The sequence below is a fragment of the Methylobacterium sp. WL8 genome (assembly GCF_008040045.1).
Lineage (GTDB): Bacteria > Pseudomonadota > Alphaproteobacteria > Rhizobiales > Beijerinckiaceae > Methylobacterium > Methylobacterium cerastii.
Genome location: NZ_VRVF01000093.1, coordinates 1 through 15,514, shown reverse-complemented (window position 1 = coordinate 15,514; position 15,514 = coordinate 1). Strand labels below are relative to the sequence as shown.

At 61.9% G+C, this 15,514-nt stretch carries 16 protein-coding genes; 6 read left to right on the top strand and 10 right to left on the bottom strand.

Annotated elements, in window-relative coordinates; genetic code table 11:
* The first annotated feature begins 83 nt into the window (after positions 1-83).
* Positions 84-353 carry a hypothetical protein gene (locus FV234_RS22840; RefSeq protein ID WP_147831827.1) on the top strand — a complete coding sequence of 90 codons (270 nt, stop codon included), beginning with the start codon at positions 84-86 and terminating at the stop codon, positions 351-353.
* Between the two features lie 40 nt (positions 354-393).
* Here the strand turns inward: FV234_RS22840 and FV234_RS22835 are convergent, their stop codons facing one another.
* The 3 genes from FV234_RS22835 to FV234_RS22825 form a co-directional block, all read right to left on the bottom strand.
* Positions 394-663, bottom strand: coding sequence for a PilZ domain-containing protein (locus FV234_RS22835; RefSeq protein ID WP_246686281.1), 270 nt, complete (start codon positions 661-663; stop codon positions 394-396).
* Positions 663-1,010 carry a PilZ domain-containing protein gene (locus FV234_RS26790; RefSeq protein ID WP_246686282.1) on the bottom strand — a complete coding sequence of 116 codons (348 nt, stop codon included), beginning with the start codon at positions 1,008-1,010 and terminating at the stop codon, positions 663-665. Before FV234_RS26790 ends, FV234_RS22835 begins: the two co-directional genes overlap by 1 nt.
* Before the next feature lie 452 nt (positions 1,011-1,462).
* Positions 1,463-1,855 (bottom strand): flagellar biosynthesis repressor FlbT, encoded by a 393-nt coding sequence (locus FV234_RS22825; RefSeq protein WP_147831825.1) that lies wholly within the window; start codon positions 1,853-1,855, stop codon positions 1,463-1,465.
* A gap of 219 nt (positions 1,856-2,074) precedes the next feature.
* Here FV234_RS22825 and FV234_RS22820 point away from each other — a divergent pair, with 219 nt between their 5' ends.
* Complete coding sequence (locus FV234_RS22820; protein ID WP_147831823.1) at positions 2,075-4,348, top strand: DUF1522 domain-containing protein; 2,274 nt, start codon at positions 2,075-2,077, stop codon at positions 4,346-4,348.
* Between the two features lie 134 nt (positions 4,349-4,482).
* On the opposite strand, the gene FV234_RS22815 is transcribed toward FV234_RS22820, so the two are convergent.
* The 4 genes from FV234_RS22815 to FV234_RS22800 form a co-directional block, all read right to left on the bottom strand.
* Complete coding sequence (locus FV234_RS22815; RefSeq protein WP_246686280.1) at positions 4,483-5,370, bottom strand: tyrosine-type recombinase/integrase; 888 nt, start codon at positions 5,368-5,370, stop codon at positions 4,483-4,485.
* A gap of 5 nt (positions 5,371-5,375) precedes the next feature.
* Entirely contained in the window at positions 5,376-5,831 is a 456-nt protein-coding gene (locus FV234_RS22810) for a hypothetical protein (RefSeq protein ID WP_147831821.1), read from the bottom strand.
* A 92-nt stretch (positions 5,832-5,923) separates the two neighbouring features.
* A complete protein-coding gene (locus tag FV234_RS22805; RefSeq protein WP_210250963.1) occupies positions 5,924-6,145 on the bottom strand; it encodes a ribbon-helix-helix domain-containing protein in 222 nt (73 codons plus the stop codon).
* 146 nt (positions 6,146-6,291) lie between these two features.
* On the bottom strand, positions 6,292-6,942 hold the full coding sequence (locus FV234_RS22800) for a ParA family protein (RefSeq protein WP_147831817.1): 651 nt from the start codon (positions 6,940-6,942) through the stop codon (positions 6,292-6,294).
* 353 nt (positions 6,943-7,295) lie between these two features.
* Here FV234_RS22800 and FV234_RS26785 point away from each other — a divergent pair, with 353 nt between their 5' ends.
* Entirely contained in the window at positions 7,296-7,520 is a 225-nt protein-coding gene (locus FV234_RS26785) for a hypothetical protein (protein ID WP_147764842.1), read from the top strand.
* 171 nt (positions 7,521-7,691) lie between these two features.
* On the opposite strand, the gene FV234_RS22790 is transcribed toward FV234_RS26785, so the two are convergent.
* On the bottom strand, positions 7,692-7,907 hold the full coding sequence (locus FV234_RS22790) for a hypothetical protein (protein ID WP_147831815.1): 216 nt from the start codon (positions 7,905-7,907) through the stop codon (positions 7,692-7,694).
* 283 nt (positions 7,908-8,190) lie between these two features.
* Here FV234_RS22790 and FV234_RS22785 point away from each other — a divergent pair, with 283 nt between their 5' ends.
* The 3 genes from FV234_RS22785 to FV234_RS22770 all read left to right on the top strand — a co-directional run bounded on the left by FV234_RS22785 (position 8,191) and on the right by FV234_RS22770 (position 10,077).
* Positions 8,191-8,799, top strand: a complete 609-nt coding sequence (locus tag FV234_RS22785; protein WP_147814237.1) for a PAS domain-containing protein — start codon at positions 8,191-8,193, stop codon at positions 8,797-8,799.
* A gap of 367 nt (positions 8,800-9,166) precedes the next feature.
* Positions 9,167-9,811, top strand: a complete 645-nt coding sequence (locus FV234_RS22775; RefSeq protein ID WP_147831813.1) for a ParA family protein — start codon at positions 9,167-9,169, stop codon at positions 9,809-9,811.
* Positions 9,808-10,077, top strand: coding sequence for a ribbon-helix-helix domain-containing protein (locus FV234_RS22770; protein WP_147831811.1), 270 nt, complete (start codon positions 9,808-9,810; stop codon positions 10,075-10,077). Before FV234_RS22775 ends, FV234_RS22770 begins: the two co-directional genes overlap by 4 nt.
* A 279-nt stretch (positions 10,078-10,356) precedes the next feature.
* Here FV234_RS22770 and FV234_RS22765 read toward each other — a convergent pair whose 3' ends face one another.
* Both FV234_RS22765 and FV234_RS26345 read right to left on the bottom strand, forming a co-directional pair.
* On the bottom strand, positions 10,357-11,010 hold the full coding sequence (locus tag FV234_RS22765; protein WP_147831809.1) for a hypothetical protein: 654 nt from the start codon (positions 11,008-11,010) through the stop codon (positions 10,357-10,359).
* Position 11,011: 1 nt separating this feature from the next.
* Complete coding sequence (locus FV234_RS26345; RefSeq protein ID WP_281407968.1) at positions 11,012-15,295, bottom strand: hypothetical protein; 4,284 nt, start codon at positions 15,293-15,295, stop codon at positions 11,012-11,014.
* Positions 15,296-15,514: the final 219 nt, after the last annotated feature.

The following is a 15,514-nucleotide window of genomic DNA, read 5'->3' as shown; positions in this document are numbered from 1 at the left end:
GTATAAGAACAATGATTTATGCCACTTTATTACTGAAGCGGCCAATCAAACCATAATGATTTGATTAGGAAAGGACCTATAAAATGCCAGCTGATGCTACGCCTGACCCGGATGAGGTTCCTGTCCGGCACATTACAGGCGCTGTCAGTATTGTCTTAAATGGACAGACGGTTGCTCTCAATCTTTTTACAGACCGAATGGCAGTGCTTGTGGATGGAAGTGTGCAGCCTGATCCGATTGTTGCAGCACGTTTAAGGCTTGATCTAGCGATGGCCCGCGAGATCCGCGATCAGCTTGATGCGCATCTTAGCGGTCTGACTACCAGTCCACGAGGCAGCTTGCATTTAAACTGAAGGTTTTTACCGAAGGACTGCTTGCCTTCGGGGGGGGGGCTTATGTCAGTGATGAGACGAACTGAACCCCAACTGCCTCGCTCTCTCGACGGATGAGCTTGCAGGCGTGTTGGGTGCCATCTGCTTCGATCACCAGAGTGAATGTCTCCGGTACGCCAACCGACGATGGTAGGGTGAGCTTTGCACCCGCGTTCGACACGTTCCGGACCGTACAGTCCATCACCGATCCACCGTGAGAAAAGATGATTTTGGCCGCCTTCAGCACCCGCTTGCGCGGCAGGTTGCGCCGTTCGGTCACCGGCTGCCCCATTACAACACCACCTGTTCGTTGAAAGTGGTTGGGCTGAACGGGAGTTTGAACCGAACGGCGATCCCGTCCGCGGTTTGTCGTACAACCGTAGCGAACCGTTTCCCAACAGTGACGGCTGACCCAGGATCAGGGCGTTCGCTCGTCGCAAGTGCTGCGCCAGACATCGAAAGATCGACGATCTCTGCGACAACGGTCTGGCTGTTCGGGAGCCTTACGTTGACAGCCTTCTGAACTGGCACAATCCGAGGATCACTACGCTGATCGGTTGTATCACCGGCACGGGCACGTAGCCACGCCAGTCGATCCTCAATTCTGGTCTGACGCTCTCCACTTGCTTCGACAAGCATAGTAAAACCGGAGGGGCTCACCTCACTGATCAGCCCCGGCACGACCCCAACTGAGTCAAGGTAGCAAGTCGCCTTCATGCCACGTCGAACCAGCAACATTCCGCCGCGTCTTATTATTTCGAAAACTGAGCTTGGTGAGATCCGGGCAACGCATTGAGCTTCGATGCCGTTCTCTAAAAGAAATCTACCCGGAGTCTCAATCATTGAGGCTACAGCACGCAACTAGATTACTATCTGCACCCTATATAGCAGGCTATAGGTTTACAAACTATCTGAGGTTGCGAAAAATGCAAAATTCGCTGGAACGCTAACCTCACTGTGGCAGGCTTCAGAGAAAGCTGGCCAGGCCGAAGCCGAAGAGCAGCGGCTATCGCACCGACCGGATCGGGATCGTGGATGGTGACGTAGGGTGCCCGAAATGTGCTCTGGCTGTGACCAAACCTCCGCAGCGGTTATCCAGCTTTGGCTATGCGGAACTCATCAGCCTCAAGTGCCATCAGCGCCTTACCCTTCTTGAACGCGACGTGCGTCCTCTTCTCGCTTAGTAGCTGCTGGATCTCCAGAATTTGCGGAGCGACGATTGGCATGGTCTGCAAGATCTGGACGGCCAATCCCGAGAGTTCGTTCAACTCTTCGAATGGGTTCTCTTTCAGCACGATCTGCTGGAGCGCAAAGACCATCTTGGAGCAAGGCGAGATGGCATCGCTCTCGCGGATCATCTCGCTTTCGCGTAAGATACGACAATGATTTTTCAGAACCAAGCTTACAGTGGAACCTGCATTGCAAATCTCGGCGCCATTGATATAAACTGTTTCACCAGGCTTGATCGTTAGCTTTAATGCCATTGCGTAGACCCATTCTCGCCTATTTGGCCGCCTATTCGGAAATTTTTATCGCTATATTTCTGTATATTAGCTGAGTTAATGATCGATTAACCATAAGGTCATTTCGTTTTGGTCGCTTAAAATTTCGCAGGCCGATTTTACATGAAATTAGGGGCTTAAGCCCTCTGGTGATGCGCCTTCGAAATTAGAGGGCTTCTTAGATCCAAAGGATCAGCTACTATGTCGTCAGGCATCACTCTATCGGGCGCGACCCGCCAAAACCTCCTCGTTGCTCAGGACACTGCGAACCTGCTGGCAACGACCCAGAACCGCCTGTCGACCGGTAAGAAGGTCAACTCGGCCCTCGACAACCCGACCTCGTTCTTCACCTCGCAGGGCCTCGACAGCCGCTCAAGCGACCTCTCGAACCTGCTCGACTCGATCTCGAACGGTGTCCAGGTGATCCAGGCCGCCAACACGGGCCTCACCTCGCTCCAGAAGCTGGTCGACTCGGCGAAGTCGGTCGCCAACCAGGCACTTCAGAGCACGATCGGCTACTCCACGAAGTCGAACGTCTCGACCACGATCACCGGCGCAAACGCGGCAGACCTGCGCGGCACCACCTCCTACGCGAGCACCTCGGCTGTCGGCAACGTGCTGTTCAACGGCACTGCTGGCGGCGCGACCGCTGCGTCCGGCTCGACCACCCTCGGCGGCACGGCGGGCACCTACACCGGCTCGGCGAAGAGCGACAACGCAGGTACCGCGGCGGCCATCTCAACCAGCACGCTGCTCTACGGCTCGACCGGGGCACTGACCACTGCGGCGAACACTAAGTTCACTGATGGCGATACGCTCAACGTTAACGGCAAAACCGTGACGTTCAAGACCGCGGCGACGCCCGCCGCGTCGACCTTGACCGGCACCAACTTAGCCCTCGCCTCGACCGGCGCCGGCGCCAACACTGTCACTGATGGTAGCGGCAACTCGACCGTGTACCTGAACACAGCCACCACGGTCGGTGACGTGTTGAGCGCGATCGATGTTGCGAGCGGCGTTCAGACCGTCACGGGCTCAACGGCTGGCGTTGCCTCACTTACGGGTACTGCCTCGGCCATCACCGCCACTGGCACTACGGGCACGATCGGGCTGAAGTCCAGCACCGGTGCGGACCTCAGTGTCTCCGGCAAGGCCGACATCCTGAACGCGCTCGGCCTGTCCGCGTCGACGGGTTCGGGTACGGCCTCCCTGTCCGCGGTGCGGTCCGTGTCTTCGGCCAGCGCCAGCTCGCTCATCCAGGACGCCTCGACCCTCAACGTGAACGGCAAGACCATCACCTTCAAGAACGCCCCGGTCCCGAGCGCTAGCGCCTCGCATCAGGGTGTGGTGAGCACCAGCCACCTCGAGACGGACGGCAACGGCAACTCGACGGTCTACCTTCAGGGCAGCACCCTAGCCGACGTCGCCACGGCCATCGATCTCGCCACCGGCGTGCAGACCGCAGCGCTCACCACCTCGGGCGCGAACCTGTCGACCACCACCGGCACAACGAACTCGAGCGTCGTGGGCGGCGCCCTCAAGCTCAGCACCGGAACCACCGCCGACCTCAGCATCACCGGGACCGGCAACGCTCTGTCGAGCCTCGGGCTGAACGGCAGCACGGGGACGGACACCAGCTTCTCCGCGTCGCGTGGCGCTCTGCCGGGCGGGTTTTCCGGCAAGACCCTGACCTTCGCGTCCCTCAACGGCGGCACCGCGGCCAGCGTAACCTTCGGCGATGGCACGAACGGCACCGTCAAGACGCTAGATCAGCTCAACACCAAGCTCGGCGCCAACAACCTGTCGGCGACGATCGATGCCAGCGGCAAGCTGACGATCCAGACCACCAACGACCACGCGTCGTCGACCATCGGCGGCTCCGTCGACGGTGGTGCGATCGGCGGCACGGCGGCCAGCCTGTTCTCGACGGCCGCCGCACCGGTCGCCGACGTGAACTCGCAGAACACCCGCTCCTCGCTGCTGAGCCAGTTCAACTCGATCCTCGACAATATCAAGACGACGGCTCAGGACTCGTCCTTCAACGGGGTCAACTTGCTCAACGGCGACACCCTGAAGCTGACCTTTAACGAGAAGGGCAGCTCGACCCTAAACCTTCAGGGTGTGCAGTTCGACGCTTCGGGCCTCGGCCTGTCGAAGCTCGGGCAGAACGGCGCGAACGAGTTCGAGGACAACTCGGCGACTAACAACGTGATCGCCTCGCTGTCCACCGCCTCCTCCGCGCTGCGGGCTCAGGCTTCTACCTTCGGCTCCAACCTCTCGGTGGTGCAGAACCGTCAGAACTTCAACAAGAGCATCATCAACGTCCTGCAGACCGGCTCGTCGAACCTCACCAGCGCCGATCTGAACGAGGAGGCTGCCAACTCCCAGGCCCTCTCGACCCGCAACTCGCTGACGATCTCGGCGCTGTCGCTGGCCAACCAGGCCCAGCAGGGCGTCCTGCAGCTCCTCCGCTAAGCGATATAGCTTCAACGATCAGAGAGCGGCCGGGGGAAACCCCGGCCGTTTTCGTTTGTGCTGATGCTTATAAGAAGCCGCTGCCCGAGTGTCCCTTGAAGGCGTTCCGCCGGCTCAATGTGCCGTGCCCGCGATTAGACCCCAAGGAACCGAGCCGAGCTTTCCGAAGGGCGTGCATGCAGGTAGCGCCCTGTCGTCGCCACCGAGGCGTGCCCCAAGGTTGCTTGAACGAGGTGGATCGGCGCCCCGCGGTCCAAGCTATGCGAGGCGTGAGCGTGCCGGAGCCAGTGCGCCGAGATCTCCGCCGACAACCCAGCCCGAGCAACGGCCGCTTTAACGACGCGATGCACTGCGCTCGGATCGAGCGCCCCGCCCTTCCGCGAGAGGAATACCGGGACATCCGGCCCGGACTCGCCTCGCAGGGCCGTCAGCACCTTCCACGTCGCGGCCGACAGCAGCACCACCCGCGTCTTGCCGCCCTTGCCGAATATCGTCGCCTGCCCGGCCTCGTCGCGAACCGCGAGGTCGCGCCAGCGAAGGCCGCACACTTCCGAGATCCGCAGCCCCCCGCCGTAGAGGACCGTCAGCAGCACGCGGTTCCGCAGGTCTGGTTCCTGCCGGATCATCAGTAGCGCGTCGGCCTCCGGCATGATGCGCTCGGCAAGGGTGTTCTTGATCGGCGGCACATTCACGGCCGCGCCGATGTTGAAGCGCAGGAACCCGACCTCTTGGGCGAACGTGAACAAGCTCTTGAGCGCCGAGGCAGCGAGCGCGACGGTTGCCGACGAGCCTGGCCGGCTGGCGACATAATCCTGTAGGTCACCGATCCGCACCGACCCGAGAGGCTTGCCGACATGCGCCAGGAAGCGCCGCGCCTCGCGCTCATAGTTGCGCCGCGTATTCGGGCTCGCGGACCGGGCCAGCCACAGCCGGATCATCTGCCCGTCGTCGTCGGCCTGCGTTGGCGGCAGTGCCGGCACTTGCTGCATGTCGGGCTCGATGATCGCAGGGAGCGTGGTCACCGCCGTCAGTCCCAATCCTGGCTGTCGAGCGTGCACGCACCCTGCATATGTTTCGCGATGGCCGTCATCGCCGTGTCGAGCGTCGGGTGCGTGCAAGGGACGGTGTTCAAGGCGCCGCGATCTTCGGGAGTGATCTGGAACAGTTCCTCGGCATCCTGTTCGATCGTGCCGAGCTGCCGGCTCAGCCGATCCGTCAGGCTCCATGAAGTGCCCTTCGAGCCGGTCGGCGTCACAACGACATCCATGGAAGCCCCCCAACGCAAGATAATGTCTCTTGTCTTGCGTTCACCGAACTTGACGGAATGCAGCGCCGCCCGCAAGCCTTGATCCCGCGATACCTGCATCCCTGCAAAGCGGTTCGCCGCACTCCCGCGAACCATGGGTTGAGGTTTTCGCCAAGTGGGCGAGGAGCGGAACGATGCGAGCGCAAAGCTGGCCGCTGCGTCCGATGCAGGCGCCAAGATGGCATCTGCATCCGAGGAGGCGCCAACCTGGCGAAGGCTGCGGTCGCTTTGGTGAAGTGGCAAACCGTGCCACTCCTGCAACCCAACCCTTAGCGCTTGACCGGCTGGCGCCGTTCGACCACGGGCGGCTTGCGGTGCTTTGTCAGCACGTCGTTGAATGCTTCGACCATCAGGGCTTCGAGCGGCACGTCTCGGTCCTGGGCCAACCGGGACATTTCGAGCCAGCCGGCACGGTTCACCCGAACCTGCATCGTCTTGAGGTCGCCGGGCGTGGTGGCGACGGGAGCCGGGTCGCGCTCGTCGGCCGTCAACGTCGACGTTGAAGCCTGCGGCTCGGGGGCGGAGGCTTTCGGCTCGACTAGGCCGGCAAGGGACGGACGCTTGGGGGGAGCCATCGGGAAACCCTCTTTGACGGGATGCAGGCTTGAAGGGGAAGCGGCTTGCCGCGGTGCCGGCTCTACGGCTTGCGGGGAAAGGTGTGGGCGAGCCCGGAGACGGCCGACCACATGGCGCCAATCTCAGCGGCTGCCCGGCTGTCGGGATCGTATTCGTTCACGCTCTGCCCGGTGATGAGGGCGTGCGACAGGCTCGCGCGTTGGGAGATCTGGCCCGGCAGCACGGGGGCGCCCATGCCGACGAGGACGGCGCGGGCTTCGGCAACGATTGCGGTCTCTGTCTCGCCTCGCGTGATGGGAGGCGCCGCATTAATGATGCAGGCGATCGGCGCCTTGAGGCTCCGGGCCATGGCGAGGGTCGCGGCCACCGCGTCGAGGTCGAACGGGCCGGGTCGAACCGGGATCACCGTCACGGTCGCCCGGGACATCATTGAGGCCGTAAGGGCGGCGTTGTGCGGCGGGCTGTCTATTACCGCCCAAGCGCAGCCGTCGGCCTCTGCGGCTTCGAGGGTCGAGGCGATCGATGTGCCGTCGGCTTTGGCGAGCAAGGGCGTCTCAGCCGCACGGCGCTTATACCAGAACGAAAGCGAGCCCTGCGGGTCGGCATCGATCAAGAGCGTTCGGCCGTCCCGCTCGGCGAGTGCCCCGAAGTGCGCGGCCAAGGTGCTTTTCCCGCTGCCGCCTTTCTGCGTTGCAATCAGGATCACATGCATCGAGGGTTCCCTGCGTCGCGGGCGTGCGGATCGGCGGCATCCTCGCTTTCCGCGGTTAAGGCTTTGCTGTCCAGCGCAGATACGTGAAAGCGGCACACTGGATTGCAGGGATGCCGCGATACCTTGTTTCAGGATGTACTGACCGCGCTGCAGTCGGGTGTGCGAACCGGGTGCGCCTCGATGATGGGGCGCCCGGCGAGCACCTAATTGATCCTGGTTTAAGCGCCACCCGCATCATTGATCGCATCGATACCTGCTATCGATCCAATCTGTTTGATGCATGTTGCGGTGCGATGCATATTCCCTCTCGAAGCAGGGCGAACCCCCTGAAAAACCCCTGAGGGATCAAGACTATGTCTATGCGTGCGTTTGCTCTTAGCGCTCTCGCCTTCACCACCTTCGCTGGTGCAGCAATGGCAGATGAGCGGACCAATCTCACCCCGCCGCTCTACCGCGAGCAGGCTCGTGCGACGGCGAACGTCCGCCCGGTCTCTGATTTGACCACCACGCCGTCCCTTACCAAGGCGGGCTCGGTTGTCTCGCATGTTGAGATCGAGACGACGGGATCGGTGCGTTAAGATTGCCGACCGGAACCGCCCCGAAGCCTCGCCCCTGGCGACTGGCGACGCTGCCATAGGCTGGCTCAGCCCTGAGCTATCTCGGCAGCGTCGTCCCCGCTCTGGCTCTCCGAGCAGCGCGGCGCACTACGATCCACTATCGCTGGCCACCTGCCTGCGGGCACTTTGACCTCAGGCCCGCTCGGCCGACGCCTGTACGAGAGCCAAGATCCGGCGGCGTTCTTCAGGATCAGCGATGCGCAGGAACGCGTGGATGAGCGCCGCGCACTCACCCTCCTGACCGCGATAGTCCCCCGTCTGTCCCGTGGGCTTGGCCGCCTCTATGGCACTCTGCGGTTGATACAGAATGGTTGGCGAGACCTGCAGCGCGTCGGCGATGCGCTGCAACGACGTAGCTCTGGCAACGAGGTGCCCCGAACGATGAGAGCCTACGGCATCGCCCTCTCTTAGATCAGGCTCCGGCGGTTTGCCGGGAGGCGGCATCTTCGATCCCATGGCCTTTTCCGTGTGGGCGCGCGGAGTGCCTCTTACGGTACTCCTAATACAATTACTCCCCCCTGAAGCATTGCAGGCACGCCACAGTTGTAACTTAACATTTTTAAATCCCTTGAGGTTGCGTCGGACAAGCCGGTACAAGGACATGCCTCCGGGCTTGAGGAGGGATTTTCCGATGCCGAAGAACAAAACTTCCAGCGGCCAGACCTGTCCTCGCGCTTTTCAGACGGCCCTGGACGCCCTGGATGTGATCGGGCGATGGGAGTGGGATGCCGCTTCCGATCGGGCTCGCGTCGATGCCGTGGTGGCGCTGCTCTTCAACGTCGATCCGGAAGAGGCCGAGGAGGGCTTGCCTCTCTCGCGCTTCATCGATGGCATCCATCCCGATGACCAGAGGCGGGTGCTGGAGTTGATCCGCAGCAGCGCCAGCGCGAGCAGTGGTTTTCTGACCGAATATCGCGTGATCTCAGTCGACGGCCGAACGCGCTGGGTGTTAGCGCGCGGTCGCTTCACCGGGGATTATCACGGCCGGCCGCAAACCGGTGCGGGCATCATCATCGACATCACGCAGATGCGGATGAGCGAGGGCACTTTCGAAGACGCTGATAGCCAGACCGAAGGGACGCCGTTGGATCGTGCAGCTGATCATGCCATCGCTGCGCAGCAGGCGATCGTCGATCTGCAGGACCCACACCTCAAGGTGTTCGCGGACGCCCTGCTGATGGAGTTGGGGCGCCGACTAGCCCGTGAGGAGGTTCTAGAGCGCCGCAAGCGCATGAACTGAACCTGGACGCCTCACAGATCCGATCTCCCCTCCGAGATCTGCGTCCTCGGTACCACAATCCCGTCAGCCCCTCTCCTGTCCGCGCCCGGATCGTCTCGCGCTCGAACTCTGCGAGATCACCGAGGATTGTCACCATCAGCGCAAGTCAGGCACGCCGTGATAGTATCTGTTATCGGAACTTAGACCGATGACGGCTTGATAGCAAGCTGTCTAAACGTCAGAACGTCTTTATTCCAAGACGGCAAAAAAACTCGCGATCAAGGTGGCGTGAACGCGAGCCGTCGATGCGTCCTGGCGTCGATCCAGCTTGACGGACTGTTAAGCAGACGCCTTTCAGTCTCGGCGTCGAGGCGGCAGGACGGCGAGAATGCGAACCATCACGATAGCGGCCCGAAAGGGTGGCGTCGGCAAGACGACGCTCGCGACGCACCTAAGCGTCATCGCGGCTGGGCCGGGGAAGCCGGTCCTTCTGTTCGACACCGATCCGCAGCGGTCGCTGAAATGGTGGTGGGACCTACGACAGGGGGACACGCCCGCCATGGTCGAGTGCGAGGCCCGCGAGCTTGCCAAAATATTACCGGCTGCCGAAGCCGAGGGCGTGGCCTACAGCATCATCGACACGCCGCCTCACGCCGAGAACTCAATCGCCGACGCGATGCGTGTTGCCGATCTCGTCATCGTCCCGACGCGGCCTGGCCCGTTCGATCTTGCCGCCGTGGCCGCAACGCTCGATCTAGCCCGGCGCGTTGGCAAGGTGCCGCTCGCCATCATCAACCACGCGCCGCCGCGGACCGGAGCCACCGAGCCCGCGATCGTCGCCGAGGCGCGTGAGACGTTGACCCGCATGGGGGCGACCGTGGCCCGATCCGTCGTCTCGCAGCGGGTGGCGATGTCTCACGCCGTCATCGGCGGACAGACGGTCAACGAGTTCGAACCGAATGGGCGCGCCGCAGAAGAAATGCTGGCGCTATGGCACGAGGTTCAAGAGACCATGAAAGGGCAGGGCCTATGACCAGCGAACGCCAGCCGCTCACAAGCTTATCTGACCGCCTTGCCCGCAAGGTCGCACCGCCGGAGACGGAGAAGGCTGCCCAGACCGCGCCCGACCCCACTAAGGCGGCGAAGGGCTCGGACGGACGCGTGCAGATCATCGTTCGCATGACGCCGGCCGAGCGCAAGGCGCTTCGACAGATCGCCCTGGATCAAGACACCACCGCCCAGGCCCTCGCCGAGGATGCGATCCGCGATGTCCTGAGACGGCATGGTCACAAGACGTAGACCCGTCTCGATGTCTTGGCCTATTGACGGCTCGACATGTTGACGTTTAGCTATCGTGCTATCAAGCCGTCTCTTCCAACCGCGCTGCGGTCGCGTGTGCAAGCCGGGCGAGCTGCGATGGTGTGGCCGCCCGGCGAACGCCCCGACAGGATCGCCCGAGCCTCAGCCACGTCGCTCCGCTCCGGCTCGCCGAGCAGCGCGGCAATCTCGGCATGGCAGGCCAACCAGCGCCGGGTGAAGTGCAACAGGCGACCGCCGCCGGCCGAGACGCCAAGCCGATCAGGGTCCTGCTGGAGCAGCCTCACCAGCAGATGGCTTCGTGGCGCGCGTGGCTGCTGCCGGCTTCCCCTTCGGCGGTTCTACCTGCTTCTGCTGACTCACCTGCGCAGCAGGGGGCGGTTGCGGCGGGGAGGGGGCCGTTGGCGTGGACGAACCTACGTTGACCGAGATCCCGAACAGCCGCCACCTACCATCGACTGGGGCATAAAGCAGTTCGAAGTTCACCTGGCTCGGCACGGAGGGGAAGAAGCCCGCCATGTGCAGCAGCCCGTTGGCCTCGATCTGAGGCAGAAGCGTCAGCTGCGGATCAAGCACGGCAACGCCAGAGAGGTCGAGCTTCTGCGTCCGCTGGCTGGCAAAAATCTCTCCGATGCGGGCTGCGGTGTTGGCGTCTCGGAACCCAGGCGCCGAGAGGTCGCGTAGCACCGTGTAGTTGCCGGTCTCGTTCGCCTCATGAAGCGCGAGCAAGGTCGACCGGATCAGGATGAGCACCCCGTTCCGGTCGATCTGCGCGGGCTGGGGGGCAGCCTGCTGCTGAGTCTGTATCGATGGCCTCGGTTGAGCACCTACCGGCGCCGTGCTGGCAGCAATGATGAAGGCGGCCAGGGAGACTGCGCCGGCCAATTTCGGGCCAGCGCCGGAGCGATTTTTCATACTAGAACTCGAAGCCACCACCGCCGGACACCACGTGCTCGCGACCGCTTCCGTTGGAGTAGCTTCCGAACACCACGACAGGCAATGCGGTGTCGAGGCGATGGGCGACCGTAAACCCGCCGCCATACTCGCCGCGGTAGCTCGACGCCTTGAAGCTCATCGTGGTCCTGCCGGGCGCTGATGGCATCAGGACCGGGGCCGTAGCTGCTACAGCAGCGATCCCGCGACGCGACTCAATCCGGCTTTGATAGGCATAGCGGCCCAAGTTGCTCAGCCCTGCCTCAAGGTTTCCGACCCGCCCATCCAACGCCGTGATGCTGCTGGGTCCGATACCGGAGGCAGCGAGATTGCCGGCTGCGTCCGTAGTCACGAACCCGGTCCCGCCAGCCTGCGCTGATAAGCTCTGAGCCGAGGTCACGCCGGCCAGCGTGTAGGTCTGACCGCCTGTCCCGATCGCTACCTGATTAGCGCGCGTCGTTGCCACGCCAGTGCCCACCGCCACGCTGTTGGCCTGCTGCGCCGATGCGCCGACACCGATCGCGACCGATCCAGCCCCGTTGGCACTGGAGCCGAACCCGACCGCCGTCGCGTTGTTGCCGACGGCTGTAGCCGAACGGCCGAGCGCCGTGCTGTTGGCACCGGAGGCCGTGGCAAAGGCGCCAAACGCCGATGCCTCGTTGCCCGTCGCTGCCGCGTTGAAGCCCACCGCTGTCGTCGGATCAGCGGTCGCAATGGCTCCTGCACCGATGGCCGTGGCGCCGAACTGCGTTGCCTGAGCGCCGGTGCCGATCGCCGTGGTGCTGCCGCCCGAAGCAACGGAGCCGAACCCACCAGCGACGGCATTCGAACCACTGGCCTGTGGAGCCGCTAAACCGTCTGTATTGTTGGCACGGAACGGGCCGGCCTGTCCGGTCTGGAGGGCGGTGATGTTGCCGGTGTTGGTAGCGGTCTGCCCCTGCAGCACGCCGATGGCCGCGCTGTTGCCAGCAGTGTTGCGAGTATTTGTCGTGGTCGCAGTGTCGAGTGCACCCAATGCACCGCCGACGCTGCTGAACGTCCCTCCTTGTGCCGTATAGTTCGGAGCAGTCAGCAGGCCGTTACCGTCCACGCCTGCTCCTCCGCCCAAAGCTGCAGCCGCGCGCTGGTTTGTTGTTGTGATGTTGGCCGTGTTGATGGCGACATTCTGGTTAGTCGCGAAAAGCTGGCTACCATTCACGGCATCAGTCGAGGCCGCTGATGAAATGTTGCCAGCTGCCACGCCAGTGATCTGGCGGTTACCTGCCGTACCGGCCACGTTCACGAGCGTCCCGCCGGTGGCGGCACCGACTACGATCGGCGAAGTTGGCGTTGCTTGCTGAACAAGACCGGTGGAGCCGTTCTGCAGGGCAGTGATCTGCTGGTTAGTCGTGAAAAGCTGCCCCCCATTCACTGCCTGGGTCGAGCCCGCAGCGACAGCGCCCGCAGCGACGTTACCGAGCGTGACCGTCCCACCGGTACCGACGAGGTTTAGGGCGTTCGAGGGAGTGCCTGGCGTGGCATACTGGATAGGACCAGCTGCTCCATTGGCAAGTGCCTGCTGGCCAGCCACAACGTTGGTAAAGGTCTGGCCTGACCCGTTAAGCTGATAATTGGTCCCAACGATGCTGGTGGTTGCCGCATCGTAGGTAGCCCCCCCACCGATGGCCGCTGCCGTCGTAGTGCCGAGGTTATTGATCCCGGTAGCCCCCTGCTGACCAGCGGCCTGCAACTGACCGAGGTTGACCGCGTCCGTTGCAGCTGTGCCAGCCGCAACGTTGACGATCCGTCTCTCAGTACCCGCTGCCCCTACGGAAACAGTGTTTGCCTGGTTGGCGATAGAGCCTTGACCGAGTGCGACTGCACCTGCAGCGGTTGCTTGAGCACCCTGACCAATCGAAGTCGCCGTGTCGTTGGTCGCGGCACTGCCAAACCCGACAGCCGTTGCGTTGGGCCCCGTCGCGTTGGCCGTCCCACCCAGGGCCGTCGCCTGGGCGCCGACCGCGTTAGCACTGAGGCCGAAGGCAGAAGCATTGGCCCCGTTGGCGATGGATCGACGGCCGAAGGCGGAGGCGCTCTCGCCGGTGGCTGTCGCTCCACTGCCGAAAGCAGATGCCCCGAGGCCGTTGGCTACGGAGCTATTGCCGTAGGCGGAGGCGACAGCCCCGGTCGCGTTTGCGTTGTAGCCATTTGCAGTAGCTTGTGCACCGTTGGCGAAGCTAGCGTAGCCGGTTGCCGTTGAATTATCACCAGAGGCTCTAGCGTTTCTTCCAAAGGCAGAAGCGTTTTCGCCAGTAGCAGCACTGCTGAGACCAACTGCAGTTGCTTGACCGCCGGTGGCATTTGCACCGTACCCATAAGACGAAGCGAAAGCTCCGTTGGCAACGCTGGTTGCGCCGGTGGCTGTAGCCTGATCGCCAGCGGCATTAGCTTGGAAGCCGATAGCTGTTGCAGATTGACCAGCGGCATTGGCGCTCTGCCCGTAGGAGGAGGCCGCAAGTCCGACGGCGCTAGCTCCGAAACCGGTGGACGTAGCGTTGGCACCGTTGGCGATGCTGTTGTACCCGATCGCCGTTGCGTTGGCGCCGGTAGCGGCTGCGCTTCGTCCGAGGGCGGAGGCGTTGTCGCCGGTGGCAATGCTATTGAGACCGATTGCGGTGGCCTGACCGCCGGAGGCGTTAGCGCCGTAACCGTAAGCTGACGCAAAAGCTCCGTTGGCTACGCTGGCGGCCCCGGTGGCGGTGGCCTGGTCACCTGTAGCGTTGGCTGTGTTGCCGATCGCGGTAGCTAGCGCGCCGTTGGCTACTGCCCCAAAACCGCCCGCTACAGCATCTCCACCGGTAGCACTGGGGGCTGCTCGATTGTTCGCGTTGTTAGCCACGAACGGCACGCTAGCGATGCCAGCTTGAAGCTGATTGAGGTTGACTACGTCTGTACCGCTCGTGCCGGGGGCGACGTTGACAATTCGCCGCTCTGTACCGACAGCGCCGACTGAGACTGTGTTCGCAAGGCTGGCGACTGAGCCTTGGCCGAGAGCGACTGCTCCCGCTGCCGTCACTTGCGCGCTTTGACCAATTGCAATCCCGTTAGCAGCATCAGAACGGGCGGCAACACCGATTGATATCGCGTTGTCCTGACCCGCTGCCGTCGTACCAGCCCGCGCTCCGCTCCCAATTGCAATAGTATTTATGTTGTTAATATTATTGCCTGGTAGGCCGCCAGACGATGAATTACTACCGTATGCTGCACTACCAAATCCTGACGCATAGCTAAGATTTCCTATAGCTATGCTTCGAGTTCCGGATGATATTCCAAGGGCTCCAATAGAAACACTACTATCACCCGAAGAAATACTAGAGTTACCAATTGCAATGGTTTGATTATTAGACGCATTACTAAATCTACCAATTGCTGTAGAACTACCTCCGGTTGCCTGGGAACTAGCACCAAACGCACTTGCCCCACCATTGACACTGCTTGCAACGGCACCGAAGCCAAAGGCTGAAGAGTCAAAGGTCGTAGCTTGAGCGCTACCACCTACCGCCGTCGCATGCGTTGCACTAGAAACCGCGCCTTGGCCCACTGCCGTTGCCAATTGAGCACTGGCGCTGGCACCAGCGCCGATAGCGGTCGCGTTAACGTCGAAGTTTGCCGGCGGTGCGATCAAGCCGGCAATTCCGGCATTAGCACCCTGGCCTATGGCTGTTGAGTTCGCACTGAAATCACGGACTATACTGCCTTGACCAAAAGCTGATGAACTTTGAGCGCCTGTACCAACGATTGCGCCTTGGCCAACTGCCGTGGCGTTGGCTCCAAGGGAGCGCGAGCTGCCTCCAATTGCAGTTGCATTGCTCTGATTATCGCCCGTCCCAGCCTGCGAATCGTAGCCAATAGCTGTAGCTTGTGTGGTGTTTGCACCAGTACCGGCTTGCGCGGCCGTACCTATAGCCGTTCCGAAATCCGCAGGTCCGACAGTGGTGCTTCCAGTTGTTGCTCCATTACCAACAGCCGTACCTGATTGACTCAAAGCTAAAGCGCTGTCCCCAACAGCTGTCGTAAAAGCACCTATTGAAGTTGCTCCTGGGCCGCAGGCGAAAGCACCAACAGCATTGAAGGCTCCGGGGGCACCATTCGTAAGCGTACAGGCGGACTGTGCCGCAGCAGAGTTTGGCTGACTAGCGATCGCTAGCCCTGTCAGCAGCGCTAGAGCTGAGCATGACCCGAGATGTCCTCGGCGCAGTTCCCGCCCAGTCGATGTCCGGACCGCCATCATCTAACCCACTTGCTTTGGTCCGGCCACAGCAGCACGGCATGACCTGACTAAATCTGCACCACTTTTGCACCTCGGAGCATGCTAGCCGGAAGAGCAAATTTCTGTGATTTTTGCGTTTTGCCCGCATAGTGTCATTGAAACAACAAATCAATCGCGTGGATGCTAGGGTGGTGTATTCACGGATCAATGTATAATAATATTTGATAATCACATCAC

What these genes read in the sequence shown, in the direction of transcription:
- FV234_RS22785 (WP_147814237.1), top strand. Translation starts at nt 8,191, where the DNA reads ATGCCGAAGAACAAAACTTCCAGCGGCCAGACCTGTCCTCGCGCTTTT.
- FV234_RS22820 (WP_147831823.1), top strand. Translation starts at nt 2,075, where the DNA reads ATGTCGTCAGGCATCACTCTATCGGGCGCGACCCGCCAAAACCTCCTC.
- FV234_RS26345 (WP_281407968.1), bottom strand. Translation starts at nt 15,295, where the DNA reads ATGGCGGTCCGGACATCGACTGGGCGGGAACTGCGCCGAGGACATCTC.
- FV234_RS22825 (WP_147831825.1), bottom strand. Translation starts at nt 1,855, where the DNA reads ATGGCATTAAAGCTAACGATCAAGCCTGGTGAAACAGTTTATATCAAT.
- FV234_RS22770 (WP_147831811.1), top strand. Translation starts at nt 9,808, where the DNA reads ATGACCAGCGAACGCCAGCCGCTCACAAGCTTATCTGACCGCCTTGCC.
- FV234_RS22840 (WP_147831827.1), top strand. Translation starts at nt 84, where the DNA reads ATGCCAGCTGATGCTACGCCTGACCCGGATGAGGTTCCTGTCCGGCAC.
- FV234_RS22765 (WP_147831809.1), bottom strand. Translation starts at nt 11,010, where the DNA reads ATGAAAAATCGCTCCGGCGCTGGCCCGAAATTGGCCGGCGCAGTCTCC.
- FV234_RS22800 (WP_147831817.1), bottom strand. Translation starts at nt 6,942, where the DNA reads ATGCATGTGATCCTGATTGCAACGCAGAAAGGCGGCAGCGGGAAAAGC.
- FV234_RS26785 (WP_147764842.1), top strand. Translation starts at nt 7,296, where the DNA reads ATGTCTATGCGTGCGTTTGCTCTTAGCGCTCTCGCCTTCACCACCTTC.
- FV234_RS22775 (WP_147831813.1), top strand. Translation starts at nt 9,167, where the DNA reads ATGCGAACCATCACGATAGCGGCCCGAAAGGGTGGCGTCGGCAAGACG.
- FV234_RS22835 (WP_246686281.1), bottom strand. Translation starts at nt 663, where the DNA reads ATGGGGCAGCCGGTGACCGAACGGCGCAACCTGCCGCGCAAGCGGGTG.
- FV234_RS26790 (WP_246686282.1), bottom strand. Translation starts at nt 1,010, where the DNA reads ATGCTTGTCGAAGCAAGTGGAGAGCGTCAGACCAGAATTGAGGATCGA.